At 72.9% G+C, this 25,929-nt stretch carries 19 protein-coding genes; 12 read left to right on the top strand and 7 right to left on the bottom strand.

Going from position 1 to position 25,929, the window contains the following annotated elements:
* Position 1: 1 nt before the first annotated feature.
* Positions 2 to 2,974: a serine/threonine-protein kinase gene (locus ANAE109_RS21425; protein WP_012098991.1), complete on the bottom strand. Its 2,973-nt coding sequence runs from the start codon at positions 2,972 to 2,974 to the stop codon at positions 2 to 4.
* Between the two features lie 289 nt (positions 2,975 to 3,263).
* Complete coding sequence (locus tag ANAE109_RS25420; RefSeq protein WP_012098990.1) at positions 3,264 to 4,079, bottom strand: ferredoxin--NADP reductase; 816 nt, start codon at positions 4,077 to 4,079, stop codon at positions 3,264 to 3,266.
* A gap of 94 nt (positions 4,080 to 4,173) precedes the next feature.
* Here ANAE109_RS25420 and ANAE109_RS21415 point away from each other — a divergent pair, with 94 nt between their 5' ends.
* Together ANAE109_RS21415 and ANAE109_RS21410 are read left to right on the top strand one after the other, a co-directional pair.
* Positions 4,174 to 4,971 carry an ABC-2 family transporter protein gene (locus tag ANAE109_RS21415; protein WP_012098989.1) on the top strand — a complete coding sequence of 266 codons (798 nt, stop codon included), beginning with the start codon at positions 4,174 to 4,176 and terminating at the stop codon, positions 4,969 to 4,971.
* A gap of 8 nt (positions 4,972 to 4,979) precedes the next feature.
* The gene (locus tag ANAE109_RS21410; RefSeq protein WP_012098988.1) at positions 4,980 to 5,768 is read left to right on the top strand and encodes an ABC transporter permease; all 789 of its coding nucleotides are present in this window, start codon (positions 4,980 to 4,982) and stop codon (positions 5,766 to 5,768) included.
* Between the two features lie 2 nt (positions 5,769 to 5,770).
* Here the strand turns inward: ANAE109_RS21410 and ANAE109_RS21405 are convergent, their stop codons facing one another.
* Positions 5,771 to 6,223 carry a DUF3592 domain-containing protein gene (locus ANAE109_RS21405; RefSeq protein ID WP_012098987.1) on the bottom strand — a complete coding sequence of 151 codons (453 nt, stop codon included), beginning with the start codon at positions 6,221 to 6,223 and terminating at the stop codon, positions 5,771 to 5,773.
* A gap of 101 nt (positions 6,224 to 6,324) precedes the next feature.
* On the opposite strand from ANAE109_RS21405, the gene rnz reads away from it, so the two are divergent.
* Genes rnz through ANAE109_RS21390 form a run of 3 tightly spaced genes read left to right on the top strand, consistent with a single transcriptional unit; the run spans position 6,325 to position 9,397 of the window.
* Complete coding sequence (gene rnz / locus ANAE109_RS21400) at positions 6,325 to 7,269, top strand: ribonuclease Z (protein WP_012098986.1); 945 nt, start codon at positions 6,325 to 6,327, stop codon at positions 7,267 to 7,269.
* Positions 7,270 to 7,281: 12 nt separating this feature from the next.
* Positions 7,282 to 8,535, top strand: coding sequence for a small ribosomal subunit Rsm22 family protein (locus tag ANAE109_RS21395; RefSeq protein ID WP_012098985.1), 1,254 nt, complete (start codon positions 7,282 to 7,284; stop codon positions 8,533 to 8,535).
* Positions 8,536 to 8,557: 22 nt separating this feature from the next.
* Complete coding sequence (locus ANAE109_RS21390) at positions 8,558 to 9,397, top strand: DUF5714 domain-containing protein (RefSeq protein WP_012098984.1); 840 nt, start codon at positions 8,558 to 8,560, stop codon at positions 9,395 to 9,397.
* Positions 9,398 to 9,418: 21 nt separating this feature from the next.
* Here the strand turns inward: ANAE109_RS21390 and ANAE109_RS21385 are convergent, their stop codons facing one another.
* Entirely contained in the window at positions 9,419 to 10,417 is a 999-nt protein-coding gene (locus ANAE109_RS21385) for an ATP-binding cassette domain-containing protein (protein WP_012098983.1), read from the bottom strand.
* A 71-nt stretch (positions 10,418 to 10,488) separates the two neighbouring features.
* Between ANAE109_RS21385 and ANAE109_RS21380 the strand changes: the two genes are divergently transcribed.
* Positions 10,489 to 11,463, top strand: a complete 975-nt coding sequence (locus tag ANAE109_RS21380; RefSeq protein ID WP_012098982.1) for a ParB N-terminal domain-containing protein — start codon at positions 10,489 to 10,491, stop codon at positions 11,461 to 11,463.
* On the opposite strand, the gene ANAE109_RS21375 is transcribed toward ANAE109_RS21380, so the two are convergent.
* Complete coding sequence (locus tag ANAE109_RS21375) at positions 11,464 to 11,943, bottom strand: hemerythrin domain-containing protein (RefSeq protein WP_012098981.1); 480 nt, start codon at positions 11,941 to 11,943, stop codon at positions 11,464 to 11,466. It abuts the gene before it with no gap.
* A gap of 171 nt (positions 11,944 to 12,114) precedes the next feature.
* Here ANAE109_RS21375 and fadI point away from each other — a divergent pair, with 171 nt between their 5' ends.
* The 5 genes from fadI to ANAE109_RS21350 all read left to right on the top strand — a co-directional run bounded on the left by fadI (position 12,115) and on the right by ANAE109_RS21350 (position 20,309).
* Positions 12,115 to 13,422, top strand: a complete 1,308-nt coding sequence (gene fadI / locus ANAE109_RS21370) for an acetyl-CoA C-acyltransferase FadI (protein ID WP_012098980.1) — start codon at positions 12,115 to 12,117, stop codon at positions 13,420 to 13,422.
* A gap of 31 nt (positions 13,423 to 13,453) precedes the next feature.
* A complete protein-coding gene (fadJ, locus tag ANAE109_RS21365; RefSeq protein WP_012098979.1) occupies positions 13,454 to 15,625 on the top strand; it encodes a fatty acid oxidation complex subunit alpha FadJ in 2,172 nt (723 codons plus the stop codon).
* Between the two features lie 497 nt (positions 15,626 to 16,122).
* Positions 16,123 to 18,480 (top strand): hypothetical protein, encoded by a 2,358-nt coding sequence (locus ANAE109_RS21360; protein WP_012098978.1) that lies wholly within the window; start codon positions 16,123 to 16,125, stop codon positions 18,478 to 18,480.
* Positions 18,481 to 18,671: 191 nt separating this feature from the next.
* On the top strand, positions 18,672 to 19,607 hold the full coding sequence (locus ANAE109_RS21355) for a cell wall metabolism sensor histidine kinase WalK (RefSeq protein WP_012098977.1): 936 nt from the start codon (positions 18,672 to 18,674) through the stop codon (positions 19,605 to 19,607).
* 9 nt (positions 19,608 to 19,616) lie between these two features.
* Positions 19,617 to 20,309, top strand: a complete 693-nt coding sequence (locus tag ANAE109_RS21350; protein WP_012098976.1) for a response regulator transcription factor — start codon at positions 19,617 to 19,619, stop codon at positions 20,307 to 20,309.
* A 264-nt stretch (positions 20,310 to 20,573) separates the two neighbouring features.
* Here the strand turns inward: ANAE109_RS21350 and ANAE109_RS21345 are convergent, their stop codons facing one another.
* Entirely contained in the window at positions 20,574 to 21,740 is a 1,167-nt protein-coding gene (locus ANAE109_RS21345) for an HNH endonuclease (RefSeq protein WP_012098975.1), read from the bottom strand.
* Between the two features lie 639 nt (positions 21,741 to 22,379).
* A complete protein-coding gene (selA, locus tag ANAE109_RS21340; RefSeq protein ID WP_012098974.1) occupies positions 22,380 to 23,816 on the bottom strand; it encodes an L-seryl-tRNA(Sec) selenium transferase in 1,437 nt (478 codons plus the stop codon).
* Between the two features lie 80 nt (positions 23,817 to 23,896).
* Here selA and nuoL point away from each other — a divergent pair, with 80 nt between their 5' ends.
* On the top strand, positions 23,897 to 25,927 hold the full coding sequence (gene nuoL / locus ANAE109_RS21335; protein WP_012098973.1) for an NADH-quinone oxidoreductase subunit L: 2,031 nt from the start codon (positions 23,897 to 23,899) through the stop codon (positions 25,925 to 25,927).
* The last annotated feature ends 2 nt before the right edge of the window (positions 25,928 to 25,929 follow it).

Here is a 25,929-nt window from a genome sequence, read left to right as displayed (position 1 = left end):
GTCACCGCCGCGCGGCGCGGGCGGGCGCGGCGAGCCGGCGCTGCAGCGCCTTCGCCTCGGCGAGGAGCGGCAGATCGGGATCGGCGCCGCGGAGCAGCGCCAGCAGGTGATCGAGGCTCTCCCGGGCGCGGGCTCGCTGGCCGAGCCGCTCCAGCGCCAGCGCCTCGAGGTAGAAGCTGCGCGGGTACATCCAGCTGCGGGTCAGCCCGCCGGGGAGCTGTCGCACGCCGCGAAGCGAGGCGATGGCGTCCTCGTCGCGCCGGGCCTCCAGCGCGACGTTCGCCGCGATCCACGTCGCGGCGAAGCCGACGTCGCCGCCCCGGCGAGGGTTGTCGAGCAGGGGGCCGAGCAGCGCGAGCGCCCGCTCGCGGTCTCCCCCTCGCCACGCCGCGACCGCCTCGTACAGCGCGCGCGCGGGGCCGGGCTCGAGCGCGCGCGCGTGCTCCGCGGCGGCCTCCAGCTCCCCGGTGAGCGCCAGGATGGTGGGGAGCCCGTCCCAGCGCACTCCCGCGGCGGCGAGCCGCACGACCTCGGCGCGCGCGGCGTCGTGGGACGGCTCGCCGAGGAGGAGCAGCAGCCGCTGGCTCGGCTCGTTCGGTCCCGGCGTGCGCGAGGGGAGGCGATCGAGCACCTCCAGCGCCGCCCGGCGCCGTCCCTGGTACGCGAGCGCGGCGGCGAGCTGGGCCGAGGCCTTCATGCGATCCGTGGGCGCCGCTCCGGGCTCCGTGGCGGGGCGCAGGAGGGCCTCGGCCTCGCCGTACCGCTCGCCGAGCATCAACGCCTCGGCGAGCGCGGTGCGCGAGAAGATGTTGCCGTCCAGCTCGAGCGCGCGTCGCGCGTCGCGCTCGGCGTCCTCGATGCGCCCGGCCAGCAGCTCCGCGTGCGCCAGCGAGCGGTACGACGCGCCGCCCGGCACCCGCTCGACCCAGCGCCGGGCGCGGGCGAGCACCTCGTCCACGCGGCCGAGCTTGCCGAGGGCGTCCACGACGTGCATGAGCGCCGGCTCCCAGAACGGATCGAGCGCGAGCGCGCGCTCGAACAGGCCGAGCGCCTCGGGCAGGTTCCCCTCGTGGAAGTGGAGGTCCCCCGCCATGTAGAGGACCTCCTTGTCCTGCGGGTACGCGGCCACGGCGCGCGCGTAGAGCTGGTGCGCCCGCTCCCCGTCGCCGTCCACGTGCGCCTTCCACGCCTGGATGAGCAGCCGTTCCTTCTCGGGGACGCGGTCCGCGCTCCGCATGGCCGCCTCGATCGAGGCCCGCCGCGCCGACGGATCGATGCCGGTGAACTCGCCCAGGTACGCGATGCGGTAGTGCGCCAGCGCGAACCCGGGATCGGCGGCGAGCGCGGCCCGGTACTCGGACAGCGCCTGTTCGTAGCGCGTCGCGTCCATGGCCTGATCGCCGCGGAAGAAGCTCGCGTAGGCCTCGAAGTCGCCGGTGGTGGCCGACGCGACGTCCACCCGCGAGGCGCTCACCTCCGCCGGGCTCTCGCGCAGCCGCTGGCGCGTCTCCTCGGAGAGGCGGTCGATCATCTTGGGCACGCTCGCCTTGCCGCGGCCGGTCTCCTTGAGCGTGAACAGGTACTCGCTCGTGAGCGGGTCGAGCGCCTTCAGCTCGATGGAGTAGAGATCGTCGAACCGCCGGATCGACGCGAGGACCAGCGCGCGCACCCCCGCGCTGCGCGCCACCTCGCGGCCGAGCGCCTCGTCGACTCCCGCCACGTTCTCGCGGCCCAGCTGCCGGAGGATGTCGAGCATCCGCACCCGGGTGAGCACCGAGAGCCGGCGCGACTGCTCGAGCGACGTGATGAGCATCCCGGAGAGGCCGCCCAGCTCGGGCTCACCGGTGTGGTTCTCGAAGTCGGCCACCGCCACCATCACGCGCGCCTCGCCCGCGCCCGCGGGCGGTGAGTCGAGACCCTGGCGCTGGCGCAGCGAGACGCCGCCCGCGATCAGCGCGAGCGCGACCGCCGCGAGAGCGGCCGCGGCCCAGCGCCGCCGGGGATGAGGCGGGCGTCCGGCCGGCGCGGGGCGCGCCGGCGCCGGGGCGGAGTCGAGCTCGGCGCGGAGCGCCAGCAGGGCGGCGGCGACCGCGGCGCCGTCCCGCGGACGGTCCACCGGGTCCTTGGCGAGCATGCGCGCGACCAGGGCGCCGAGGGGGGCCGCGTCGGGGACCTCGAGCGCGGGCGCCGCCTTCGGGCCCATGGTGGCGCGCCCGTCCTCGTCCTCGGGAAACGGGAGCGTCCCGGAGATCATCCGGTAGAGCATCACGCCGAGCGCGTAGACGTCGGTGCGCTCGTCCTCGGGCGCCCCGCGCCACTGCTCCGGCGCCATGTACCCGGGCGTCCCCCCGCTGATCCGCCGCCGCCCGAAGGCGTGCGAGAGCCCGAAGTCGAGCACCTTCACGCGGCCGTCGTCGCACAGGAACACGTTCCCGGGCGACAGGTCGCGGTGCACGACGCCCTCCGCGTGCGCGTGGGCGAGCGCGCTCGCCACCTCCGAGGCGACCCGCAGCGACTCTCGCAGCGCCGGGGGCTCGCCGGAGAGCCGCTCCGCGAGCGCCCGGCCCCGGAGCAGCTCGAGCACGAGATAGGGGCCGTGCTCGCAGCGTCCGGCGTCGTAGACCGTGACGATGTTCGGGTGCGACAGGCGCGCGGCGGCCTCGGCCTCGCGGAGGAGCCGCTCCTCCTGCAGCGAGGTGCGGTCTCCCGCGCGTACCGCCTTGAAGGCCACGGAGCGTCCCAGCTCGCGATCCCGGGCCTCGTACACCACGCCGAACCCGCCGCGCCCGATCTCGCGCACCAGCTCGAAGCGACCCACCACCGCGCCGGGCCGGAGCACGTGCTCCCAGGCGGAGCCGAGCTCGACCTCGGGAGCGCGCGCCAGCTCGCCCAGCAGCGCCGACACGCCCTGCGCGCCGGCTGCCGCGCCGACCGCGTCCGGCTCTGCCGTCAGGTGACCGCGTTCACGCGCCACGCCAGCTCCATCCGTCGACTTCCCACGTCCGAGGCTCCCATACCGTTACCCGACGCGAGCGGCGGGCGCCTGAAAGAGGCCGTGAAATCACCCCCTCCCTTCGCGCGGCGGATGTCTCCGCGTCGCCTCTCCTCGCTGTTCCAGCCATGAATACCTCCTGACCCGCTCGGCCGTCGCGCCTCGCGCGCCGCTCGCGACCTCTCGGCGGAGTCGCCCCGGAGGGGGCGCAGCCCTGCGCACCGCGGCGAGCCGTGGGCGGAGGGGATCCCGTCCGCGCGGTCCGATCGACTCACCAGTACCGCTCGACGTGCACCTCCCCAGGCTGCCGCGGCGCGTGCTCGCGGAACCCCTCGCGCTCGAGCAGGAGCGTCATGTCGTCGATCATGGCGGGGTTGCCGCACAGGAACACGTGGGTGTCGGCGGGGGTCGGCCGCGAGCCCCAGGCGCGCGCGAGCGCCCCTTCCGTCCAGAGCGCCTGCACGTATCCCGTCGCGCCGCCCCACGGCGCCGGCTCGGCGTCGGGCCGGCTCACCGTCGGCAGGTAGGTGAAGTTCGGGCAGAGCCGCGCCATGGTGATGAGCTCCGCCGAGTAGCCCAGGTCCCAGGAGTGGCGCGCGCCCGCGAGCACGGCGAAGCGCTGCAGGCCGCCGCAGGCGAGCTCGGTCCGCAGCATGCTCATGTACGGCGCGAGCCCGGTGCCCGTCCCGACGAGCACCACGTGGCGGTCTGGCGGGACGTCTCTCAGGGTGAACATGCCCGCGGGCTTGGGCCCGAGCCAGAGCCGGTCGCCGGGGGAGAGCGCGAACAGCCGCGGCGTGAGCTCGCCGGAGCGCACGAGCGTGACGAACAGCTCGAGCGGCCCGCGCTCGAGGGAGGACGACGCGATGGAGTAGGCGCGCCGGATGAGGCGGTCGGGATCCCGGGGCGGGGGCTCGGGGTCGGAGAGCGCGACGCGCGGGGCGCTGGGGGGCAGGCCCAGCACGGCGAACTGGCCGGGCTGGAACGGAGGGTACGTCCAGCCGTCCGGGGCGACGCGCAGGATGACGAGGCCGGGCGCGACCTCGATCCGGTGCGTCAGGACGGCGTTGAGCTCGGCGTGCGCCACCCTCCAGGCTTAGCGGCCGCTCCCGGCTGGCGCCCGCGCCGCGGGAGGCGACGCGAACCGGGCGAACCGGCCGGCCGCGGGTTACCGTACGATCGTGCGCAGCACCCTCCGCGCCATCCCCACGCTCCTCCGCGTCGGCCTCGCCGAGGCGGTCGCCTACCGGGCCGAGATGCTCGTGTGGCTGCTCTCCACGACGATGCCGCTCGTCATGCTCGCCCTCATGAGCGCCGTCGCCCGCGAGGCGCCCATCGGCCGCTTCGGGCAGGCGGAGTTCGGCGCCTACTACCTCGCCGCGCTGGTGGTGCGGCTCAACGCGGGCGCCTGGGTGATCTGGGAGGTGAACTTCGAGATCCGCCAGGGGACGCTGGCGTACCGGCTCCTGCGGCCCATCCATCCGCTCGTGTCCTACGCCTGCGCCAACGTCGGCGCGATGCCGCTCCGCCTCCTCGCCTCGATCCCCGTCGTCGTCCTCGCGCTGGCGACGCTGGGGACGGGCCGCTTCACCCAGGACCCGCTGCTCCTCGCGCTCTTCCCGCTCACGGTGATCGGCGCGTGGCTCATCACCTTCCTCGCCATGGCGGTCATCGGCGCGCTCGCCTTCGCGATCGACTCGTCCTCGTCCGTGTTCGAGCTGTGGCTCGGGCTCTACGGCGTGTTCTCCGGGTACCTCGTCCCGCTCGAGCTCTTCCCGCGCTGGCTCGAGGTGACCGCGAAGGTGTCGCCGTTCCGCTTCATGCTCTCCTTCCCGGTCGAGATGATCATCGGGCTGACGCCGCGGGCGGACGCGCTGCGCGAGCTCGCCATCCAGTGGACGTACGTGGCCGTGCTCGCGCTCGCCGCCCGGATCACCTGGCGGGCCGGGCTGCGCCGCTTCGCCGCGTTCGGGGGCTGAGGGTGACGATGCGCCGCTACCTCACGCTGCTCGGGATCCAGCTCCGCGCCTCGACCGCCATCGCGATGCAGTACCGGGTGGACTTCCTCGTCCAGGGCGGCCTCGCGCTCTTCTGGATCTCGTGGTCGCTCGTCCCCGTCCTGGTGGTCTACGGGCAGCGCGCGTCGATCGCGGGGTGGACGTTCGACGAGGCGCTCGTGGTCATCGGCTGGTTCACCGTGATGAAGGGCGTCCTCGAGGGGGCGGTGAACCCGTCGCTGGCGGCGGTCGTCGAGCACATCCGCAAGGGCACCCTCGACTTCGTGCTGCTCAAGCCCGCCGACGCGCAGTTCCTCGTGTCCACCGCCAAGTTCGCGCCGTGGCGCTCGCTCGACGTCCTGGGCGGCCTCGTCATCTTCGCGGTCGCCTTCCACCGCATGGGGCGCTGGCCCTCGCCCGGCGCGGTCCTCGCCGCCGTCCTGCTGCTCGTCTGCGCGACGCTCATCCTGTACGCGCTCTGGATCCTGGTGGTCTCGTCGGCGTTCTTCGTGGTGAAGGTGGACAACCTGTCGTTCCTGCTGCTCTCCATCTTCGACGCCGCCCGCTGGCCGGCCGACGTGTTCCGCGGCGTGCTGCGGTTCGTGTTCACCGCGGTCATCCCGCTCGCGCTCATGACCACGTACCCGGCGCGCGCCCTCCTCGGCACGCTGGCGTTCTCCCACGGCGCCTTCGTGCTGCTCGGCGCGCTCGCCTTCTCGGCCTTCGCGCGCATCGTCTGGCTGCGCTCCATCGGGCATTACACCTCCGCGTCGTCGTAGCCTCACCGCGCCAGCGCGAAGATCCCGACCCCCACCAGCGCGAGCCCCGCCACGACCAGCACGGCGACCTGCCCGCGCGGCGCGCCCGTCACGAGCACCGCGCGGTCCGGGTCGGCCGGATCGAACCAGACCGGCACCTCTCGCCCCACGGGATACCGCTCCACCCACGCGCGCGCCCCGGCCTCGTCGTCGAACGCGGCGCCGCCGGAGCCGACCCAGACCTGCCCCGACGCTCGGGTCCGCCCGCGCGCCTCGTACGCGTAGCGGATCACGAACCTCCACCGCCGCGCGCGCTGCTCGTCCGCCTCGTTCAGCAGGTCCACCCGCGACTCGACCACGCGCCCGAGGGTGCGCGTCCAGTGGCGCGACTCGCGCCCGCGGCTCGACTGGCGCACCGCGATCGCGAGGAGGAGCGCGCCGAGGCCGCAGAGCGCGATCGCGAACCACTTCGGCATCCGAGCATCTTCCCCGCCCGGTCCGCCCGAGGCAACGGACCCGACGGGCCCGCCCTCCGACCGCGCCCCCGGCGCGCCCCGCTTCCGTTACATTCCCGCCGATGCTTCGCCTCACCTTCCTCGGCACCTCGGCCGCCCAGCCGACCATCCACCGGAACCTCACCGGCCTCGCGGTGCGCCGCGACCGGGAGCTGTTCCTCGTCGACTGCGGGGAGGGGACGCAGCGGCAGATGATCCGCTTCGGCACCGGCTTCGACGTGGACGCGATCTTCTTCACGCACTTCCACGCCGACCACTACCTCGGCGCCATCGGCTTCCTGCGCACCCTCTCGATGCAGGGGCGCACCACGGCCATGGACGTGTACGGACCCCGCCCGGCGAAGCGCCTCCTCGACGTCATGCTCTTCACCGGGACCGAGCGGCTCGCGTTCGACGTGCGCATCCACGAGGTCGCGCCGGGCGCCGACGTGCGGCGCGACGGCTGTCTCATGCGCCCGTTCGCGACGGTGCACCGCACGCCGTCCGTCGGCTGGGCGCTCGTCGAGGACGAGCGGCCGGGGCGGTTCCACCCGGAGCGCGCCGCCGCGCTGGGCGTGCCGAAGGGTCCCCTGTACGGCGCCCTCCAGCGCGGCGAGGCGGTGACGCTCGGGGACGGGCGCGTGGTGCAGCCGGAGCAGGTGGTCGAGCCGCGCCGCCGCGGCCGTACGGTGGTGGTGACGGGCGACACCCGGCCCTGCGCGGGCACCATCGCCGCGGCGCGGGGCGCGGACCTGCTGGTGCACGACTGCACCTTCGGCGACGCCGAGCAGGCGCGGGCGAGGGAGACGATGCACTCGACCGCCCGCGAGGCGGCGGGCGTCGCGCGCGAGGCGGGCGTCCGCGAGCTCGTGCTGACGCACCTGTCCACCCGCTACGACCGCGACTGGCAGCCGCTCGTGGACGAGGCGCGCGCAGAGTGGGCGGGGTCGCTCTCCGTGGCGAGCGACGGCATGACGATCGAGGTGCCGCTCCCGGACGAGCTGGCCGGCGCGCCCGCTCCGGGTTAGAACGCGGGGCCCGTGCCGCGCGCTCCCGCCGAAGACCTCGCCCGCTGGGTCCCGCACCTCGTCCGCGTCTGGCGCGAGAGCCGCGGCGGGTCGAGAGGACCTCGCGGCGCGATCCGCGGCGGCAGGCACGGCCAGCGCCCCCAGCCGCGCGCCGCGCCCCGAGGCGCAGCCGCCGACGGGGGCCTGCTCGCGCCCGACGAGCTGCGCGAGGTGGGCGCCGCGGTCGCTCGCCTGTCGAGGGGGCTCACGCGCGAGCGCGAGCTCGCCGGGGCGCGCTACCTGGACGAGGAGCGGCTGCTCGGCGCGTACCTGCTCTTCTACTGGCCCATCTCGTACCTCCAGGCGCGGGGGATCCTCTCCGAGCTGCCGCGCCGCCCGCGCACCGCGCTCGACCTCGGCAGCGGCCCCGCGCCGGTCGCGTTCGCGGCCCTGGACGCCGGCGCCGCCGAGGTGGTCGCCGCGGATCGCTCCGCCCGGGCGCTCGCCTCGGCGCGGGCGCTGGCGGCGGCTGCGGGCGAGCCGATCGCCACGCGCGAGTGGAACCCCACCCGCGGGCGGCCGCTCGCGGAGCTCGCCGGGGGACGCCGCTTCGACGTGGTCACGATGGGCCACGTCGTGAACGAGCTCTTCCCCGGGCCCGACGCCGACGCGCGCAGGGCCGATCTGCTCGAGGGGGCGCTGGACCTCGTCGGGCCGGGCGGCTCGCTCGTGGTCATCGAGCCGGCGCTGCGCGACACCTCCCGCGCGCTGCTCCGCGTGCGCGACCTGCTCGTCGCGCGCGGCCACGCGGTGCGCGCGCCCTGCCTGTTCCGTGGCCCTTGCCCCGCGCTGCTGCGCGAGACCGACTGGTGCCACGCCGAGCGCCCCATCGAGCCACCGCCCATCGTCGCGCAGCTGGGCAAGGCCGCCGGCCTCCGCAAGGAGGCGGCGAAGATGAGCTACCTCGTCCTCGCGCCGAAGGGCGAGGGCTGGGTCGAGCCGCCTCCCGGGCGCGTGTTCCGCGTGGTGTCGGAGCCGCTCGCGTCGAAGGGGCGGCTCCGCTACATGGGGTGCGGGCCCGAGGGGAGGGTGGGGCTCTCCCTGCAGGAGAAGCACGTCGGCGACGGGAACCGCCGCTTCGGAGCGCTCCTCCGCGGCGACGTGGTCGAGATCGCGGGCGCCGAGCCGCGCGGCGACGGGCTCGCGCTCGGCGAGGGGTCGTCGGTGAGGGTCCTCGCCCCCGCAGGGCGGCCGGTCCCGCCGGGCGAGCGGCCGGCGGGGGGATGATCTTGCGCCCGGCGACGGTTCCATGGTGAGGATCCCCCCGGATCGAGGACTCCGCGTGTTCAAGCTGTTCAAGTCGAGCCCCCCGCCCGCCGCCGCGAAGCCCGAGCCGCCGTCCGCACCGTGCGACGCCGGCTGCGACGGCGGCGACCTCGCCACCTCCTCCGACGAGACGCCCTTCACCGGCTGTCTCGTGTGCGGCGAGGACCTCGTCTACCTGCCGGTGTCGGCCGAGCTCGTCTGCGTGCTGTGCGGCGCCGCCAAGCTCGGCTCCGCCCGCTGCAAGTCCGGACACTTCGCCTGCGACGCGTGCCACGCCGCGCCCGCGATGGACGTCATCGAGAAGGTCTGCGCGACCTCCGACGAGCGCGACCCGATGGCGCTCGCGCTGCGGATGCTCCGCCACGCCGCCGTGAAGCTGCACGGCCCGGAGCACCACTTCCTCGTCCCGGCGGTCCTCGTCGCCGCCTACTCGAACGTGAAGGGCGAGCCGAAGAAGCGCGCCGAGCGCGTCGCCGAGGCGCGCCGGCGCGTGGCGCCCATCATGGGCGGCTCCTGCGCGATGCTCGGCGCGTGCGGCGCGGCCGTCGGCACGGGCACGTTCGTCTCCATCGTCACCGAGGCGACCCCGCTCAAGGGCAAGGAGCGCGGGCTCGCGAACCGGATGACGGCGCGGGCGCTCACGGTGGTCGGCGCGACCGACGCCGCCCGGTGCTGCAAGCGCGACTCGATGCTCTCGATCCTGGCCGCCGTGAAGTTCGCGCGCGAGCACCTGCGCGTCGACCTCTCGGCGCGCGGGCCCGAGTGCGAGTGGCGGCCGGTGAACAAGCAGTGCGGCGGCTCCGCCTGCCCGTTCCATCGCTAGAGCTCGACCGGAGCGCCGGCCTCACCCCTCCGCCACCCGCTCCCGCGACGCCCGGAACAGCTCGGACATGACCTCCTCGAGCGGCGGATCCTCCACGGTGAGGTCCGCGACGGCGAGCGCGCCCAGCATGCGCGCCACCGCGCCCGAGACGTCCTCCGCCGCCACCTGGATCGTCGCCTGGCCGGGCTCGCTCGACACCACCTGGCCGAAGCGCGCGAGGTCCCTCGGCGCCCCGCCGCCGTTCGCGTCCTGGAAGCGCACCACGATCCGCTTGTCGGGCCGGACCTTCAGCGCGAGCGCGCGCAGGTCGCCGTCGTAGATGAGCCGGCCGCGATCGATGACGATGACGCGCGGGCAGAGCTGGACGACGTCCTCCATGTAGTGGCTGGTGAGGAGCACGGTCGCGCCGAACCGCTCGTTGTAGGCGCGGACGAAGCTGCGCACGGTGGCCTGCATCGACACGTCGAGGCCGATGGTGGGCTCGTCGAGGAAGAGCACGCGCGGGCGGTGCAGGAGCGCGGCGGCGAGCTCGCACTTCATCCGCTCGCCGAGCGAGAGCTGCCGGGTGGGCTTCTGGACGAGCTCGCCGAGCTCGAGGAGGCGCACGAGCTCCTCCAGGGTCTCGTCGAACTGCGCCCGCGGGATGTCGTAGATCGCGCGGTTCATCGCGAACGTCTCGGCGGGCGGCAGGTCCCACAAGAGCTGCTGCTTCTGGCCCATGACGAGGGTGATCTGCTTCAGGAAGGCGGACTCCCGCCGGCGCGGCACGTGGCCGGCGACGGTGAGCTCGCCCTCCGTCGGGTGGAGCAGCCCCGACAGCATCTTGAGCGTCGTCGTCTTGCCGGCGCCGTTCGGGCCGAGGAAGCCGACGCGCTCCCCTTCACCGACCGAGAAAGAGATGCCGTCCACCGCGCGCACCGTCTCGTAGCGCCGGCGGAAGACCGAGCGGAGGGCGGCCCCGAGCCCGGGCGGGCGGCGGTGGACCTGGTAGTGCTTGCGGAGGCCGCGGACGTCGATCACCGGAGGGATCTAGCGGTGGCGCCCTCGACGGGGCAAGCCCCTCGTCGCGAGGCCGCCGTTACAATGCGTTCATGGCCCAGAAGAAGCGCCCGGTGACGAAGAGCGGGCGGCCGCGCGCCCGCAAGGGGGTGAAGCTCACGCCCACCGAGCTGGCCCCGCCGCAGCTCGCGCTGGCGGAGCGCCCGCCGGAGCTGGAGGAGCTCGCCGGCGAGATCGAGCACGACGGCGGGGCGGTGCTCGCCACCTATCGCGAGCCGCTCGGCGGCCACGCCCTGCTCTTCGCGGCCCTGCCGGTCGACAAGGTCGAGCGGACACCGTTCCAGCGCGACGTCTCGGACGCTCACGTCCGCAAGCTCACCGTCGCGATGGACAAGACCCGCCGCTACCTCGATCCCATCATCGTGGTGCGGGAGAAGGACGCCTGGCTCACGCCGAACGGCGGCCACCGCCTCACCGCGCTGAAGGAGCTCGGGGCGCGGAGCGTCCTCGCGCTCGTCGTGCCGGAGCGGCAGGTCGCCTACCAGATCCTCGCCCTCAACATCGAGAAGGCCCACAACCTGCGTGAGAAGGCGCTCGAGGTGGTGCGCATGTACCGCGATCTCGCGGGCTCCGTCGATCCGAAGGAGAGCGAGATGGCGCTCGAGTTCGAGGAGCCCGGGCTCGTGACCCTGGGCTTCGCGTACGAGGAGCGGCCGCGGCTCTCGGGAGGCGCCTACGCTCCCATCCTCAAGAAGGTGGACGGCTTCGTGGACGAGCGGCTCTCCGAGGCAGTGCCCGAGCGCGAGCGTCGCGCCAGGGCGGTGCTGGAGCTCGACGACGCGGTGGCCGAGGCGGTGGCGCGCCTCAAGGAGCGGGGCTTCGACTCGCCCTACCTCAAGGCGTTCGTCGTCGCCCGCGTGAACCCGCTCCGCTTCATGAAGGGGAGCGCCCCGCCGTTCGACGAGCTCTTCGCGCAGATGACGAAGCGGGCGCGCGGGATGGATCCGTCCAAGGTGCGCGGGGAGGACGTGGCGCGCTCCGGCGGCCAGGCGGAGGCGACGGACTGATCAGCTCCGCGCGGTCCTCGCCTCGGACCGCGCCAGCACGAGCCGCTTCTCCAGCTCCCCGCCGATGGTCGCGAGCGCCGCCTCGTCGACGTGCAGCTCGGCGTAGGGGAAGAGATCCCGCTCCTCCCAGCGCACGTGCCGCTCGATGAGGTCCGCGAAGGCCGCGAGCCGCGCCCGCTGCTCGCCCGGGCGCGCCCCCTTGGCCTCGTCGAGCAGCCTCTGCAGCTCCGCGTGCTCGCCGCGCAGCCGGCGCATGTCCACCTCGGTCAGGTACCTGCCGAGCAGCTCCTCCTCCGCGCGGCAGTGCGGCCGGAGGATCTGCTCCTCGAAGCGGCGCGCGAGCGCGAGCAGCCCGGGCAGGTCCTTGGGCGCGCCGGCCGACTCGGAGTGGCCCGCGAGTCCCTTCTTCAGCTGGAAGGCCAGCAGCAGCGCCTGGTGGTGCTCGCTCGACAGAGGCTTCAGCGCCCGCGACCGCTTCATGTTGGGATGGTGTCGGAGAAGCCGGGGGCGCGCAAGGGAACCGCTCCTCGGGCGGGCGTGCGTGCGACCCCCACCGGGGAGCGGCCCGCTCCACCATTGACGCTCCGCGCCAAGGGCCTTAAACCCAAGGGCGAGCAGCCGGCCGATTCTCGAGTCAATCGGAGCGTCCCCATGAGCATGTACGGTTCCGTTCCACCGGGCCGCAGGGCGGCGGTCGTCGCCGGCCTGCGCACGCCGTTCGTCAAGGCGGGTACCGACTTCAAGGACCTCTCCGCCGTCGAGCTCGGCGCGCTGGTGGTGAACGAGCTCCTCGCCCGCAGCGGCATCCCGCCGAAGGAGTTCGACTCGGTCGTGTTCGGGCAGGTGATCCCGTCCCCGACCGTCACGCTGATCGGCCGCGAGATGGTGCTCCGCACCCAGCTGCCCCGCAGCGTGCAGGCCCACACCGTCGCCCGTGCGTGCGCGACGTCGATCCAGACCACCACCGACGCCGCCGACCAGATCCTGCTCGGCCACTCCGACTGCGCCATCTCCGGGGGCGCCGAGTCGCTCTCGGACGCGCCCATCTTCGCGACCCGCACGCTCGCGCAGGCGCTCGTGGAGGTGTCGCGCGCGAAGACCCTCGCCGATCGCCTACGGATCCTCTCCGCCCTCCGGCCCAGGGACTTCACCCCGCAGCCGCCCGCGCTCAAGGAGCCGACCACCGGGCTCACCATGGGCGAGAGCGCCGAGCTGATGGCGCAGAAGAACGGCATCTCGCGGGAGGCGCAGGACCGCGTGGCGTACGAGAGCCACCGGCGCGCCGCCGCCGCCTGGGAGAGCGGCAAGTTCGACGGCGAGGTGATGCACGTCGCCGTGCCCCCGCGCTTCGAGCGGGTGGCCGCGCGCGACAACGTCGTGCGGAAGGAGACCACCCTCGAGGCGCTCGCGGCGCTCAAGCCGGTCTTCGACCGGAGGTACGGCACGATCACCGCGGGGAACGCCTCCCCGCTCACGGACGGCGCCGCGGCGCTCGTGCTCATGAGCGAGGAGAAGGCCTGCGCCCTCGGGCTCCGGCCGCTCGGCTTCGTGCGCTCCTACGCCTACGCCGCGCTCGATCCCCTCGACCAGCTCCTGCAGGGCCCCGCCTACGCCGCGCCGGTGGCGCTCGACCGCGCCGGGCTCCGCCTCGCCGACATGGACCTCGTCGACATGCACGAGGCCTTCGCGGCGCAGGTGCTCTCGAACCTGAAGGCGTTCGCCTCGAAGGACTTCGCCGAGAACGAGCTCGGGCGCAAGGAGCCGCTCGGCGAGATCGACCCGGCGAAGCTGAACGTGAACGGCGGCTCCATCGCGCTCGGCCACCCGTTCGCGGCGACCGGCGCGCGGATGATCCTGCAGACGCTGCGCGAGCTGGAGCGGCGCCAGGGCCAGCACGCGCTGCTGACGGTGTGCGCGGCGGGCGCCCTCGGGGCGGCGCTCGTCCTCGAGCGCGAGTGAACGGCCCGGGCCCGGAACGGAGGGGGAGCGCATGATGACGGCACAGGCGGCGGCAGCGCAGCAGGCCCGGAGCTTCCGGGTCGAGGTGGCGGACGGGGTCGCGACCTTGTTCCTCGACGAGCCCGGCGAGAGCGTGAACGTCGTCGAGCCCGGCGCGGTCGAGGAGTTCTTCCGGCTGCTCGACGGGTTCGCGGGCGACGACGCGGTGAAGGGGGTCGTCTTCACGAGCGGCAAGGACGGCTTCATCGCCGGCGCCAAGATCGACCTCATCCAGTCGGTCACGGACGCCGCCGAGGCGGAGCAGCTCGCCCGCGAGATGCAGGCCGGCCTCGACCGCCTCGAGCGCTACCGCAAGCCGGTGGTCGCGGCGATCCAGGGCTCCGCGCTCGGCGGGGGGCTGGAGTGGGCGCTCGCCTGCCACTACCGCATCGCCACGAGCGACCCGAAGACCCAGCTCGGCCTCCCGGAGGTCCAGCTCGGCCTCATCCCCGGCGCCGGCGGCACCCAGCGGCTGCCGCGGCTCGTGGGGATCCAGACCGCGCTCGACCTCATCCTCGCCGGCAAGACGGTGAAGGCGAAGAAGGCGCTCAAGATCGGCCTCGTGGACGAGGTGGTGCCCTCGCAGCTGCTGGTCTCGGTGGCCCGCCAGCGCGCGCTCGCGCTCGCGACCGGCAAGCTCCGCCGCGAGCCGCGGCGCAAGGCGAGCCCGGTCGAGCGGGCGACGCGCGTGGCGCTCGAGGAGAACCGCGTCGGGCGCGAGCTGCTCTTCCGCCAGGCGCGCAAGGCGGTGCTCGCGAAGACGAAGGGCATGTACCCCGCGCCGGTGCGCGCGCTCGAGGCCATCGAGTACGGCTACCAGAAGGGCTTCGCGAAGGGGCTCGAGAAGGAGGCCCAGCTCTTCGGCCAGCTCGCCGTGTCGGAGGTGGCGCGGCGGCTCATGGAGATCTTCTTCGCCACGACGGCGCTGAAGAAGGACACCGGCGTGGACGATCCGGCCGTGAGGCCCAGGCCGGCGCGCAGGGTGGGCGTGCTCGGCGGTGGGCTCATGGGGAGCGGTATCTCCTTCGTCACCGCGAACGCCGGGATCCCGGTGCGCATCCGCGAGCGCGACGACGCCGCGGCGGGGAAGGCGCTCGGCAGCGTGCGGGCGCTCCTCGACGAGCGCGTGAAGCGCCGGTCCATCGACCGGCTCGAGCGCGACGAGAGGATGCGCCTCGTCACCGCCACCACCGACTGGTCCGGCTACGCCGCGGTGGACGTGCTCATCGAGGCGGTCTTCGAGGACCTGGCCCTCAAGCAGGAGATGGTCCGCGCCTTCGAGGCGGTGAACCCCACCGGCATCTTCGCCTCGAACACCTCGTCCATCCCCATCACGAAGATCGCCGAGGCGTCGGCGCACCCCGAGACCGTGCTGGGCATGCACTACTTCTCGCCGGTGCAGAAGATGCCGCTCCTCGAGATCATCGTGACGGAGAAGACCTCCAAGGAGGCGACGGCGACCGCGGTCGCGCTCGGCAAGAAGCAGGGCAAGACCGTCATCGTGGTGGGCGACGGGCCGGGCTTCTACACGAGCCGCATCCTCGCCCCGTACATGAACGAGGCGGCCGAGCTGCTGGTGGAGGGCGCGGCGGTCGAGGACCTGGATCGGGCGCTCGTGGAGTTCGGCTTCCCGGTCGGCCCCATCACGCTCCTCGACGAGGTCGGCATCGACGTGGGCGAGAAGGTCGGCAAGATCCTGCACGACGCCTTCGGCGCGCGGATGGCGTCGCCCGCGGCGCTGCACGACGTGGTGAAGGCCGGCCGGCTGGGGCGGAAGAACAGGAAGGGCTTCTACACGTACGGGGAGGACAAGAAGGAGAAGCGAGTGGACGTGACCGTCTACGACCTCCTCCCCGGCGGCCGCAGCCGCAAGCCCTTCGCCCACGACGAGATCCGCGAGCGCGTGGTGCTGCAGATGGTGAACGAGGCGATCCGCTGCCTGGGCGAGGGAATCCTCCGCAGCGCCCGCGACGGCGACGTGGGGGCGGTGTTCGGGCTCGGCTTCCCGCCGTTCCGGGGCGGCCCGTTCCGCTACGCCGACAAGCTCGGCCCGAAGGAGCTCCTCGCCCGCCTCGAGCGGCTGCGCGCGCGCCACGGCGAGCGCTTCGCGCCGGCCCCGCTGCTCGTCGAGCACGCCGCCGCGGGCAGGCCGTTTCACGGGTAGCCCTCGCGGTCCGGCGCGACCTCTCTGCGGCCCCGCGGCGCCCTGCGCGTCGCGGGGCCGCGTCATTCCGCGGCGTCTCCCCGCGCGCGCCCTGCGACTGTCCGTCGCGGGTCGGGCAACTGTACCCGGGTCCCGCCGGACCGATTAACGTGCGATTCTCGACAGAAAATCTCCGACCGAGCAATTACGCGCGATAAGCGCCCCGTGATTGCGCGCCGTCAAGACGCGAGCTTTGCGCGTCGCCGCGCCGCAGACGCCGACCACTCGGGCTCCTCTGTCGCCGGTCCGTAAAATTCACTCGCAGGAATCACGGGTTTTCGCAATGCGTCGATCCGACGTTCACTCAACGTCCGTCACGAAGGATCTGCGCGCCGGGGAGGGCCGGGTTTGGCGCACCTGACGCAAGTGGGTGGCGCGCAAGTTGACGCGTCAGCAACTCGCGCCTTTCATGCGCGACCCGCGCCTCGCCGGCGCGGTCTCCCTGGAGACAACGACAGATGATGAGACAGTTTTTCAAGGGCATGGGGGTGCTCCTCCTCGCCGGCTCGCTCGCGCTCGCGGGCTGCTCGGGCGAGAACGGGGCCGCTGGAGCGCCGGGTCGTGATGGCACGGACGGCACCGACGGCACGAACGGCACGGACGGCACGAACGGCACGGACGGGACGGATGTCACGCGTACCGCGACGCTGGAGTCCTGCGCCGGGTGCCACACCGACGCCGGGGCCCGCCACCAGGCGATCTACGATCAGTACACGGACGCTTCCACCCTGAACGTCACGATCGACGGCGTCTCGAGCGTCCTCAACGCGGACAACACGACCTATACGTCCACGCTGACGTTCACCGTCACCAAGGGCGGGGCCCCGTACGTCGACGCCGGGCTCGCCCAGCTCGACCAGAAGCGCTTCATCGCGAACAAGTACGACAGCGCCACGCGGCAGTTCGTCACGACCGAGATCACGTACGGGAATCCGACCGCGACGGCGGTCGCCGGGCAGTACGAGGTGACCAGCGCGACCGCGACCTTCGCGCCCGAGAGCTCGAACGCCCAGGCCTACGTGTACGTCGCCGCCGGCGTGATCGGGTCCGAGGGGATGACGCTCTACACGGACGTCTCGAACGCCGGCCTGGCGTTCGGCGACGTGGGCACCTACGAGTCCGCCGCCAACGTGTCCGGCTGCGAGAAGTGCCACGGCTCCCCGTACCTGAAGCACGGCTACCGCGCGGCCGCGGTCGAGGGCCTGCCGGACTTCGCCGCCTGCAAGGCTTGCCACCTGGACAACAAGGCGGGCGGCCACCAGGGATGGCAGCTCCTCGTCGACGATCCGCTCGCGTACGCCACCCAGGGTGGCGTGCTGACGGACGCGCAGAAGACCAAGTACGCGTACAAGCGCTCCGTCATGGCCGACACGCACATGTCGCACGCGATGGAGTTCGCCTATCCGCAGTCGATGGCGAACTGCGTGACCTGTCACGAGGGGAAGCTCGACCTCGTCCTCGCCGACGCCAACTTCACGCCGGCGACTTGCAAGACCTGCCACCCCGTGACCGGCACGGGCGGCACCGACGAGAAGCGCGCGCCCGCGCTGAAGGACCTCATCGCCGCCAAGAACGCCGCGGCCATGCACCCGGATCTGTACACGGCCGGTGCCACCGCCTGCACGGGGTGCCACAAGGCTGGCGGGCTGGGGAAGGCGTTCAGCGAGCTCCACTCCGGCTACGACAAGCTCATCTACGCCGACGTCGCCGGCGCGCTGACGAAGTACTCGAGCGCCTTCACGGCCGACATCTCGAACGCCTCCCTGGACGCCGCCAACGCCAACCTCCTCAAGTTCACGGTCACCGTGACCGAGAACGCCGACGTCGCTGGCCTGTCGGTGAACGAGGTCGTCCCGACGGCGTACGTGGCTCCGTATGGCTACGGCACGAAGGACTTCATCCTCGCTGCCAAGAACCAGAAGCTCACGGCCACGGCCGCCGCGGGGTGGACGATCACCGCGGGGACCAGCACCGCGACCAGCAAGAGCTGGCTCGTGTCCGCCGACCTGGCGGTCGTGGGCGGTGCGACCTGGACCGACAAGATCAAGGACGGCACGATCAAGCGCGTCGAGCTCGCCGTGCTGGCGTTCCTGCCCAACCTCGATGGGGTCACCTACATCCCGCACGGCGCCACCACGCCGGCGACCGCCCCGGTCGCCCTCAACGCGGTGACGAAGACGTTCGACCTCGTCGCCAAGCGGTTCGCCCCTGCCGTCGCCATCGTCGACGCCAACAAGTGCAACGCGTGCCATGACGCGCTCGGCACGACCTTCCACACCGCCGATCGCGGCGGGAACGTCGTCGCGTGCCGCCTCTGCCACACCACCCTCAACGGCGGGTCGCACCTCGAGATGCAGTCGCGGTCGATCGACTCCTACGTCCACGCGATCCACGCGATGCAGCCCTTCGACATCGGCGACATCAACTTCGACGTGACGACGGATGCCGGGAAGGTGGCGAAGATGCGCTACGAGCATCACATCGCGTCCACCTACCCCAACTTCACGCTCCTGAACTGCGAGTCCTGCCACAACCCTGGGACGTACGAGGTGCCGGATCAGTCCGCGTCGCTGCCGGGCGTCCTCTCGGCGTCCGACACGGTCGCGAACCGCGCCATCGCCGGCGTGCCGAGCTACGTGACCGGTCCTGCCTCGCGGGCCTGCGGCTCCTGCCACCGGACCCAGGTGATCAACCAGGACAACGCCGGGGCGCTCACGGCGATCAACGATCACACGGCGACGTTCGGCACGCTCATCGAGGCCGGCACCGGCGTGCTCGACGCCACGATCAAGAGCCTCATGGCGCTGTTCAAGTAGGCGAGACGGGCGAGGTGGGCTCCGGCCCACGCTCGCCATCTCGGCAGCACCCGCGGGGCCCTCTCCCTGGAGAGGGCCCCGCAGTTCGTCTCGGACGGGAGGAGAGCGGCTCGCCCGCCCCGCTGCGCGCGGGCGCCCGTCCCGCAGGGTCCCGGGCGAGCCCCGCGGCGCTCCGCTAAGATGGCTCCACCGTGAAGCTCCGCCGCGTCCTGCCGCTCGTCATCGGCTTCGTCCTCGTCCCCGCGGCGCTCATGCTGACGGTGGGGATCCTGATCCTCGTCTACGGCACCCTCCCGCGGGACTACGTCTTCGGCTGGCTCATCGTCGCGCTCGTGGCGACCACCATCTTCGGCTCGGCCGCCACCCTGGCCGTCATCTTCCGGGAGGCGCGGCTCGCGAAGCTCCAGACGGAGTTCGTGAACAAGGTCTCGCACGACCTGCGGACGCCGCTCACCTCCATCCGCATGTTCGTGGAGACGCTCCAGCTCGGCCGCATCCCCGACCCGGCCCGGCAGCGCGAGGCGCTGGAGATCATCTCCGAGGAGACCGCGCGGCTCTCCGGGCTCATCAACCGGCTCCTCGACTGGGCGCGCATGGAGTCGGGCCGGCGCACCTACCAGCTCGTCCGCCAGCCGCTGGCGCCCATCGTGGACGCGGCGCTCGAGGCGTTCGAGGCGATGCTCCTCCAGCACGCGGCCGAGGTGGACTGCCACATCGCGCCGGCCCTGCCGCTCGTGATGGCCGATCGGGAGGCCCTCTCCGAGGCGATCCTCGACCTCCTGCAGAACGCCCACAAGTACACCGGGCCGGAGAAGCGGATCGCGGTGCGCGTCGAGGCGTCCGGACCGACGGTGCAGATCAGCGTGACCGACAACGGCCCCGGGATCCCCGAGCGCGAGCACAAGCGCATCTTCAAGAAGTTCTACCGGGCCCGCGATCCGCTCTCGCGCACCATCGAGGGCACCGGCCTCGGGCTCGCGATGGTGAAGCACATCGCGAACGGCCACGGCGGCAAGGTCTCGGTGGCGAGCAAGGTGGGCCACGGGGCGACGTTCACCATCTCGCTGCCCGCGGCGGGCGTCACCGAGCAGGCGCCGCAGGCCGAGCGCGCCGCGCGGCCAGCCTAGGGAGAGCGAGTGGCAGAGAAGATCGTGATCATCGAGGACGACCCCTCCATCCTCCGCGGCCTGCAGCTCAACCTGGGCATGGAGGGCTACAGCGTGCGCTCGGCCAGCGACGGCGAGACCGGCCTGCGCCTCGCGAAGACCGAGCGCCCGGACCTCGTCCTCGTGGACGTGATGCTGCCGCGGCTCGGCGGCCTCGAGGTGGTCCGCGAGATCCGCAAGACCGATCCCGAGCTCCCGATCCTGATCCTGTCCGCGAAGGGGCAGGAGGGCGACAAGGTCGCGGGCCTCCAGCTCGGCGCCGACGACTACCTGGTGAAGCCGTTCGGCCTCAAGGAGCTGCTCGCCCGCATCGACGCGCTGCTCCGCCGCCGCCGCTCGCGCGGCGAGACCGGCCCGAACCGCGCCGTGCGGAAGGTCGGCCAGATCGAGCTCGACCTCGAGGCGCGCCGCGCGACCGTGGGCGGCAGCACGCTCGACCTCACCAGCAGGGAGTACGACCTCCTCGCCTTCTTCGTCACCCACCCGGATCGCGTCTTCAGCCGCGAGCAGCTCATGGAGAACGTGTGGGGCTCGCGCTACTTCGGCACCGCGCGCACCGTCGACAACTTCATCGCCCGGCTCCGCGCGCACATCGGCGACGACGCCGAGAGGCCCAGGCATCTGGAGACCGTGAGAGGGGTGGGGTACCGGTTCAATCCGTAGGGGTCGACCGTCGACCGCGACCCCGCGCGCGACCGCGACCCCGACCGCGACCGCGACCCCGACCGCGACCTTGTCATTCATCACATCGGCTCGTCCTGGACTCGGGACGAGGTGCCGACCGCGCGACCGCGGTGGGCACGCGAGAGGGAGCAGTACGAGCGAAAAGATGCGGGCACGAGGGGCCGGAGAGGCGGCGTCGCCGCGCGTCCGCCGCGTCGCCGCGCCGCGCTGCGGTCGGCTTTGCTCCCGTTCCGCCGACCGCGGTCACGTTGCCCACAAGCCCTGCTGAATGGCAGCTGGCGCGGTGCCGGCATGCCCCGTCCGCTCGGAGACGCTCTCACGCCGGAAACGATCCATGTGCTCGCGCCCATAGGTCTGTTCGGCGTGCAACAGGTTATGGGGCTTGCAGGCGACCCGGAGATTGTCGAGCGTCGAGAGCCCCCCCAGAGCGAGCGGCTGGATGTGGTCGAGCTCCAGCTGCCAGCGGCTGTCGCAGCGCCGCCCGTCCGGAGCGACCCAGGCGCAGCGTCCGCCGTCGCGCTTCCAGACCTCGCGCCGCACTATCGCCGGGATCGTGCTCGTGGGCGCGGCGGGCTCGGCGGAGGGACGTGTCTCCCGGTCGGCCTTCCGCTGCCGCTCCGGCGCGATCGCGCCCTTGCGCTTGCCGTGCTTCTCGACGGCGCAGCGGATGGCCTCCCGGAGCACCGCCGCGAGATCGCCGTCCGGGATCTTGTGCGAGAGCAGCGCGGTGAGCGTCTCGAGGTCCTCCTTGCAGCCCCGGTCGATGGTGACCCGCAGCGACCAGCCGCTCTCGCTCACGGCGCGGGTCTCCGCCCGCGCCTTCGGGCGAGGAACGTCGGGCAGCGCGGAGACCGTGGGCGGCAGCGACCCACCAGCCGCCGCCGGCGCGGGGATCGCCTCCTGCGGCTCGGCAGGTCCGGCATGGACTGTCGCCAGCGGCAGCGCCGGGGCGCTCGCGGCTGAGGCGCGGTCGGGCAGCTTGCGCAGGCCCGTCCGCGGAGCCGTGCGCGCCTGGAGCGAGGCGACGAGGTGATCCACCTCGGCCTTGGTGCGGTAGGCGGCACGGCCGACGAGGTCGGGCAGGTTCTCCTCGGTCAGCACCTGGCCGAGCAGCTGGACGGTGGACAAACCCAGGCGCCCGTCGCGCAGGGCGTCCTCGAGGCTGGGGAACCGGCACAGCACCCGCATCGCCTGGATGCGTCGCCCGGCAGCGCCCTCGCGCAGGTGGAGCACCTCCAGGCAATACGCCCAGAGCGAGGGGTAGCCGGCCTCCACGTAGGCGCGGCGGCGATCGAACTCCTCGAGGTGGAGGAGGAACTCGACCTGGACGTCGCGCTCCTGGCCTGCGAGCTCGCGCAGGCGCTGGGCGAGCAGGGTCGAGTCGAGGGCGGAAGGGGCGATCGCGGGCATGGTGCACCTCCTGTGCACCGTTCGTAACACGCGATTTGCGGCTCTCCTGGAACGCACCAGGCTCGCGCCTGCGCTGCGTTCCGGGCCCGCCCCTTCGCCATCCACGCGGCGCGCAGGACGCGCACGGCGCGCCCTGCCTACGCTCGCGAGGAGCGTGTTCCCGACGCGCCGAAGACGTGTGAGCGCGTTTCGTCTCGAACCTCGTCAAGAGGGCAACATTCACCCACCGCAACTGGGACTCGAGTGGCCCGCAAGCGCTGTCGCTGGAGATAGCAGGGACTATTAGTGAATGCTGCTAGACGGTTGCGCGACCTTCCTCGGACCTGCTCCGCCCGCTCCCCAGTCCTCGCGTCGACGGCGACGAAGACCCGCCCGTGCGATGCGCGAGGCGCGCCGAGAACTGAGCGCTTCTCCCTCGATGCCCGAGCCCCCGTCTGCGTACGGGCGACGGCACACGACCTGCCCGAATGCGCGTGCTGTCGCAGTGGGATGTGACGAATGAAGAGACCGCGACCCCGACCTTTCGATCCTACACACCCGACCGCGACCCCGACCGCGACCGCGACCCCGACCGCGCCCGCGACCCCGACCGCGCCCGCGACGCGCGACCCCGCGCGCGACCGCGACCGCGACCCCGACCTACCGCCCCGAGCGCCCGAGCGCCTCCACGAGACACCGCACCAGCGGCTCGTCCTCCCCCGGCAGCACCGTGCGCGGATCGAGCACGACCCGGTCCTCCTCGATGCGCGCGATCACGGGCGGATCGCAGCGCCGCAGCCGCGCGAGCAGCGCGTGGGGATCGCCGGGGGGGAGGGCGAGCACCGAGGTCGGGATCGTCACCTCCGGCAGCGAGCCGCCGCCCACCGCCGACTGACCGGGGAGCACCGCGCACGCCGCGCCCGCGTCGCCGAGGGCCGCCCGCCAGCGCTCGGCGCGCTCCCGCAGCGCCTGCGCCGGCGCCGAGATGGCGCGCCAGACCGGGATCGCCTCGAGCGCCTCGCCGCGCTCGTAGTGGGCGAGCGTCGCGGAGAGGCCGGCCAGGGTGACCTTGTCCACGCGGAGCGCGCGCATGAGCGGGTGGCGCTTCACGCGCCGGATCGCCTCGCGCCGGCCGACGAGGATCCCCGCCTGCGGACCGCCGAGCAGCTTGTCGCCGGAGAAGCAGACGAGGTCCGCGCCGGCGCGGACCCGCTCCTGCACGGTCGGCTCGACGCCCAGGCCGTGGGGCGCCGTGGCGAGCAGCGTGCCCGAGCCGAGGTCGTCCACCACCCACAGATCGCGCTCGCGCCCGAGCGACACGAGGTCCTCCAGCGACGGGTCGTGCACGAACCCCTGTACCCGGAAGTTCGAGCGGTGCACCGACATGAGGATGCGCGTGCGGGGGCCGATCGCGTCCTCGTAGTCGCGCCGGTAGGTGCGGTTCGTCGTGCCCACCTCGACGAGCGTTGCGCCGGAGCGACGCAGGACGTCCGGGATGCGGAACCCGCCGCCGATCTCGACGAGCTGGCCACGGGAGACGACCACCTCGGGCGCCCCCTCCGCCGGCGAGTCGCCCGTTGGGCGCGCAGGCATGAGCGCGGCGAGGGCGAGCATCACCGCCGAGGCGTTGTTGTTCACCACCACGGCGGCCTCGGCTCCGGTGAGCCGGCACAGGGGGGCCTCGGCGTGGCCGTAGCGATCGCCGCGCTCCCCGGCCTCGAGGTCGTACTCGAGGTTCGTGTAGCCCGCGGCGGCACGCCGCATCGCGTCGATCGTCTCCTCCGAGAGCGGCGCGCGGCCGAGGTTGGTGTGGACGACCACGCCGGTGGCGTTGATCACCGGCCGGAGGGAGCCGCGCGCGGCGGACTCCAGCCGCTCGAGGAGGTCACGCTCGATGGCCTCGGGCGCTGGACAGGCCGCGCCGGCCAGGATCTCCGCCCGGAGCCGCTCCAGGGCAGCGCGCACCGCCTCCATCACCGCGCCGTGGCCGAGCCTGCGTACGAGGCCCGCCCTGTCGGCCGCTTCCAGCAGCCTGTCGGCGCGAGGCAATTTCCGAGCCTCGGACGGGGGGCTCGTCCCGGAATTTGGAGTGCTCATGTCCGCATGCTACCGGAGGTTTTCCGCTGACAAGAGCCTTGTCTAACCTGTCTGGAGCGGGTAATCCTTCGCGCACTCCTATGCCCCCTATCGTAGCCTCTCCTACGGCTGCAGAGTCCTATCTCTGGGCGATCATCCTCTTCCCGCTCGCGGGCGCGATCGTGAACGGGCTCGTCGGGCGGCGGATCGGGAAGGGGAACGTCACCCTCGTCGCGCTCGGCGCGATGATCGGTGCGCTCATCGTCTCGACCGTCGCCTTCGCGTGGGTGGTGCAGGGCGGCGTCCTGCACTTCCGCGGCGAGCCCTGGATCCGGGTCGCCGGTCCGGACGGACGGGCGCTCGTCTCGATCGGCTGGGGGCTGTTCGTCGACCGGCTCTCCGGGACGATGATCATGGTCGTCACGGGCGTCGGCACGCTCATCCACATCTACTCGGCGTCGTACATGTCCCATGAGGACGACGCCGGGTACGCCCGGTACTTCACGTACCTGAACCTGTTCGTCGCGGCGATGCTCACGCTCGTCCTCGGCGACACGCTCGTGCTGACGTTCGTGGGCTGGGAGGGCGTCGGCCTCTGCAGCTACCTGCTCATCGGGTTCTGGTACACGGACCCGGCGAAGGCGTTCGCCGGCCGCAAGGCGTTCGTCACCAACCGCATCGGCGACTTCGGCTTCCTCATCGGCCTGTTCGCGCTCCTCTCGATCTTCGGCACCGCGAGCTACGGTGACCTGCAGGCCATCGCCCGGACGATCGACCCCGCCGCCACGATCCAGGTGGGCACCTTCGCGGGCCGCACCTTCCAGTGGGCGATCACCTTCGCGCTGATCGGGCTCTTCGTCGGCGCGTGCGGCAAGAGCGCCCAGCTCCCGCTCTACGTCTGGCTGCCCGACGCCATGGCCGGCCCGACCCCCGTCTCCGCCCTCATCCACGCGGCGACCATGGTCACCGCCGGCGTCTACCTGGTGGCGCGCAACGCGTACCTCTTCTCGCTGGCGCCCGCCGCGATGGCGACGGTGACCATCGTGGGCGCGCTCACCGCGCTGTTCGCGGCGCTCATCGCCTTCGTCCAGACCGACATCAAGAAGGTCCTCGCCTACTCGACCGTGAGCCAGCTCGGCTTCATGTTCATCGGCGTGGGCGTGGGTGCGTGGTGGGCGGGCGTGCTGCACCTCGTCACGCACGCGTTCTTCAAGGCCTGCCTCTTCCTCGGCGCCGGCTCGGTGATGCACGGCATGGGCGACGAGACCGACATCCGCAAGATGGGCGGGCTCCTCAAGAAGATGCCGCACACGGCGGCGACCTTCGGGATCGCGACGCTCGCCATCACGGGCTTCGTCCCGCTCTCCGGCTTCTGGTCGAAGGACGCGATCCTCGGGAACGCGCTCTTCAGCCACAACCCGGCGTGGCACCAGGTCGGCCAGATCGCCTACGTGCTCGGGGCCGTCGCCGCCCTCGGCACCGCCTTCTACATGTCGCGCCTGTTCTTCCTCACCTTCGTCGGCAAGCCCCGCACCCACGCCGCCGAGCACGCGCACGAGTCGTCGCCGGTGATGACCATCCCCCTCTGGATCCTCGCGATCCTGGCGGTGGTCGCGGCGGTGCTGGCGCTCCCGGTGCACGGCCCGCTCGGCCACGTGTTCGAGCGCTTCGTCCAGCCGGTGTTCGCGGCCGGCACGGCGCGGCTCCTCGAGGTGGAGCACCTGCACGCCGGCGAGCACCCGAGCTGGCCGTACTTCGCGGCCTGGGGCATCGCCGCGCTCGGCACCCTCGTCGCCTGGACGATGTACGCCGGCCCCGCCATCGCGGTCCCCGGCAAGCTCGCGCTCGCGTTCCCGCGCGTGTACCGCTTCGCCTACGACAAGTTCCGGGTCGACGAGCTCTACCAGGCGATCATCATCGAGCCGCTGCGGCTCGTCGCCTACGGCCTGTGGCGCATCGTGGACGTCTTCGCCATCGACGGGCTGTTCGTGAACGGCGTCGCGCGCGCGGTGGGGTTCGCCGGGTCGATGTTCCGGGTCGCGCAGAACGGCGACCTGCAGCGCTACGCGGCGGTGATGGCCGTCGCCGCGGCGGTGATCCTCTGGACGGTCCTCGGCGCGGGAGGGCGCTAGCT

Source organism: Anaeromyxobacter sp. Fw109-5 (assembly GCF_000017505.1).
Taxonomy (GTDB): domain Bacteria; phylum Myxococcota; class Myxococcia; order Myxococcales; family Anaeromyxobacteraceae; genus Anaeromyxobacter.
This window is presented reverse-complemented; position numbering and strand designations above follow the sequence as displayed.

Coding starts and splice junctions, on each gene's coding strand:
- ANAE109_RS21410 (WP_012098988.1), top strand. CDS start 4,980: ATGCGCCGCTACCTCACGCTGCTCGGGATCCAGCTCCGCGCCTCGACC.
- ANAE109_RS21405 (WP_012098987.1), bottom strand. CDS start 6,223: ATGCCGAAGTGGTTCGCGATCGCGCTCTGCGGCCTCGGCGCGCTCCTC.
- rnz (WP_012098986.1), top strand. CDS start 6,325: ATGCTTCGCCTCACCTTCCTCGGCACCTCGGCCGCCCAGCCGACCATC.
- ANAE109_RS21390 (WP_012098984.1), top strand. CDS start 8,558: ATGGTGAGGATCCCCCCGGATCGAGGACTCCGCGTGTTCAAGCTGTTC.
- ANAE109_RS21380 (WP_012098982.1), top strand. CDS start 10,489: ATGGCCCAGAAGAAGCGCCCGGTGACGAAGAGCGGGCGGCCGCGCGCC.
- ANAE109_RS21375 (WP_012098981.1), bottom strand. CDS start 11,943: ATGAAGCGGTCGCGGGCGCTGAAGCCTCTGTCGAGCGAGCACCACCAG.
- fadI (WP_012098980.1), top strand. CDS start 12,115: ATGAGCATGTACGGTTCCGTTCCACCGGGCCGCAGGGCGGCGGTCGTC.
- fadJ (WP_012098979.1), top strand. CDS start 13,454: ATGATGACGGCACAGGCGGCGGCAGCGCAGCAGGCCCGGAGCTTCCGG.
- ANAE109_RS21360 (WP_012098978.1), top strand. CDS start 16,123: ATGATGAGACAGTTTTTCAAGGGCATGGGGGTGCTCCTCCTCGCCGGC.
- ANAE109_RS21345 (WP_012098975.1), bottom strand. CDS start 21,740: ATGCCCGCGATCGCCCCTTCCGCCCTCGACTCGACCCTGCTCGCCCAG.
- selA (WP_012098974.1), bottom strand. CDS start 23,816: ATGAGCACTCCAAATTCCGGGACGAGCCCCCCGTCCGAGGCTCGGAAA.
- nuoL (WP_012098973.1), top strand. CDS start 23,897: ATGCCCCCTATCGTAGCCTCTCCTACGGCTGCAGAGTCCTATCTCTGG.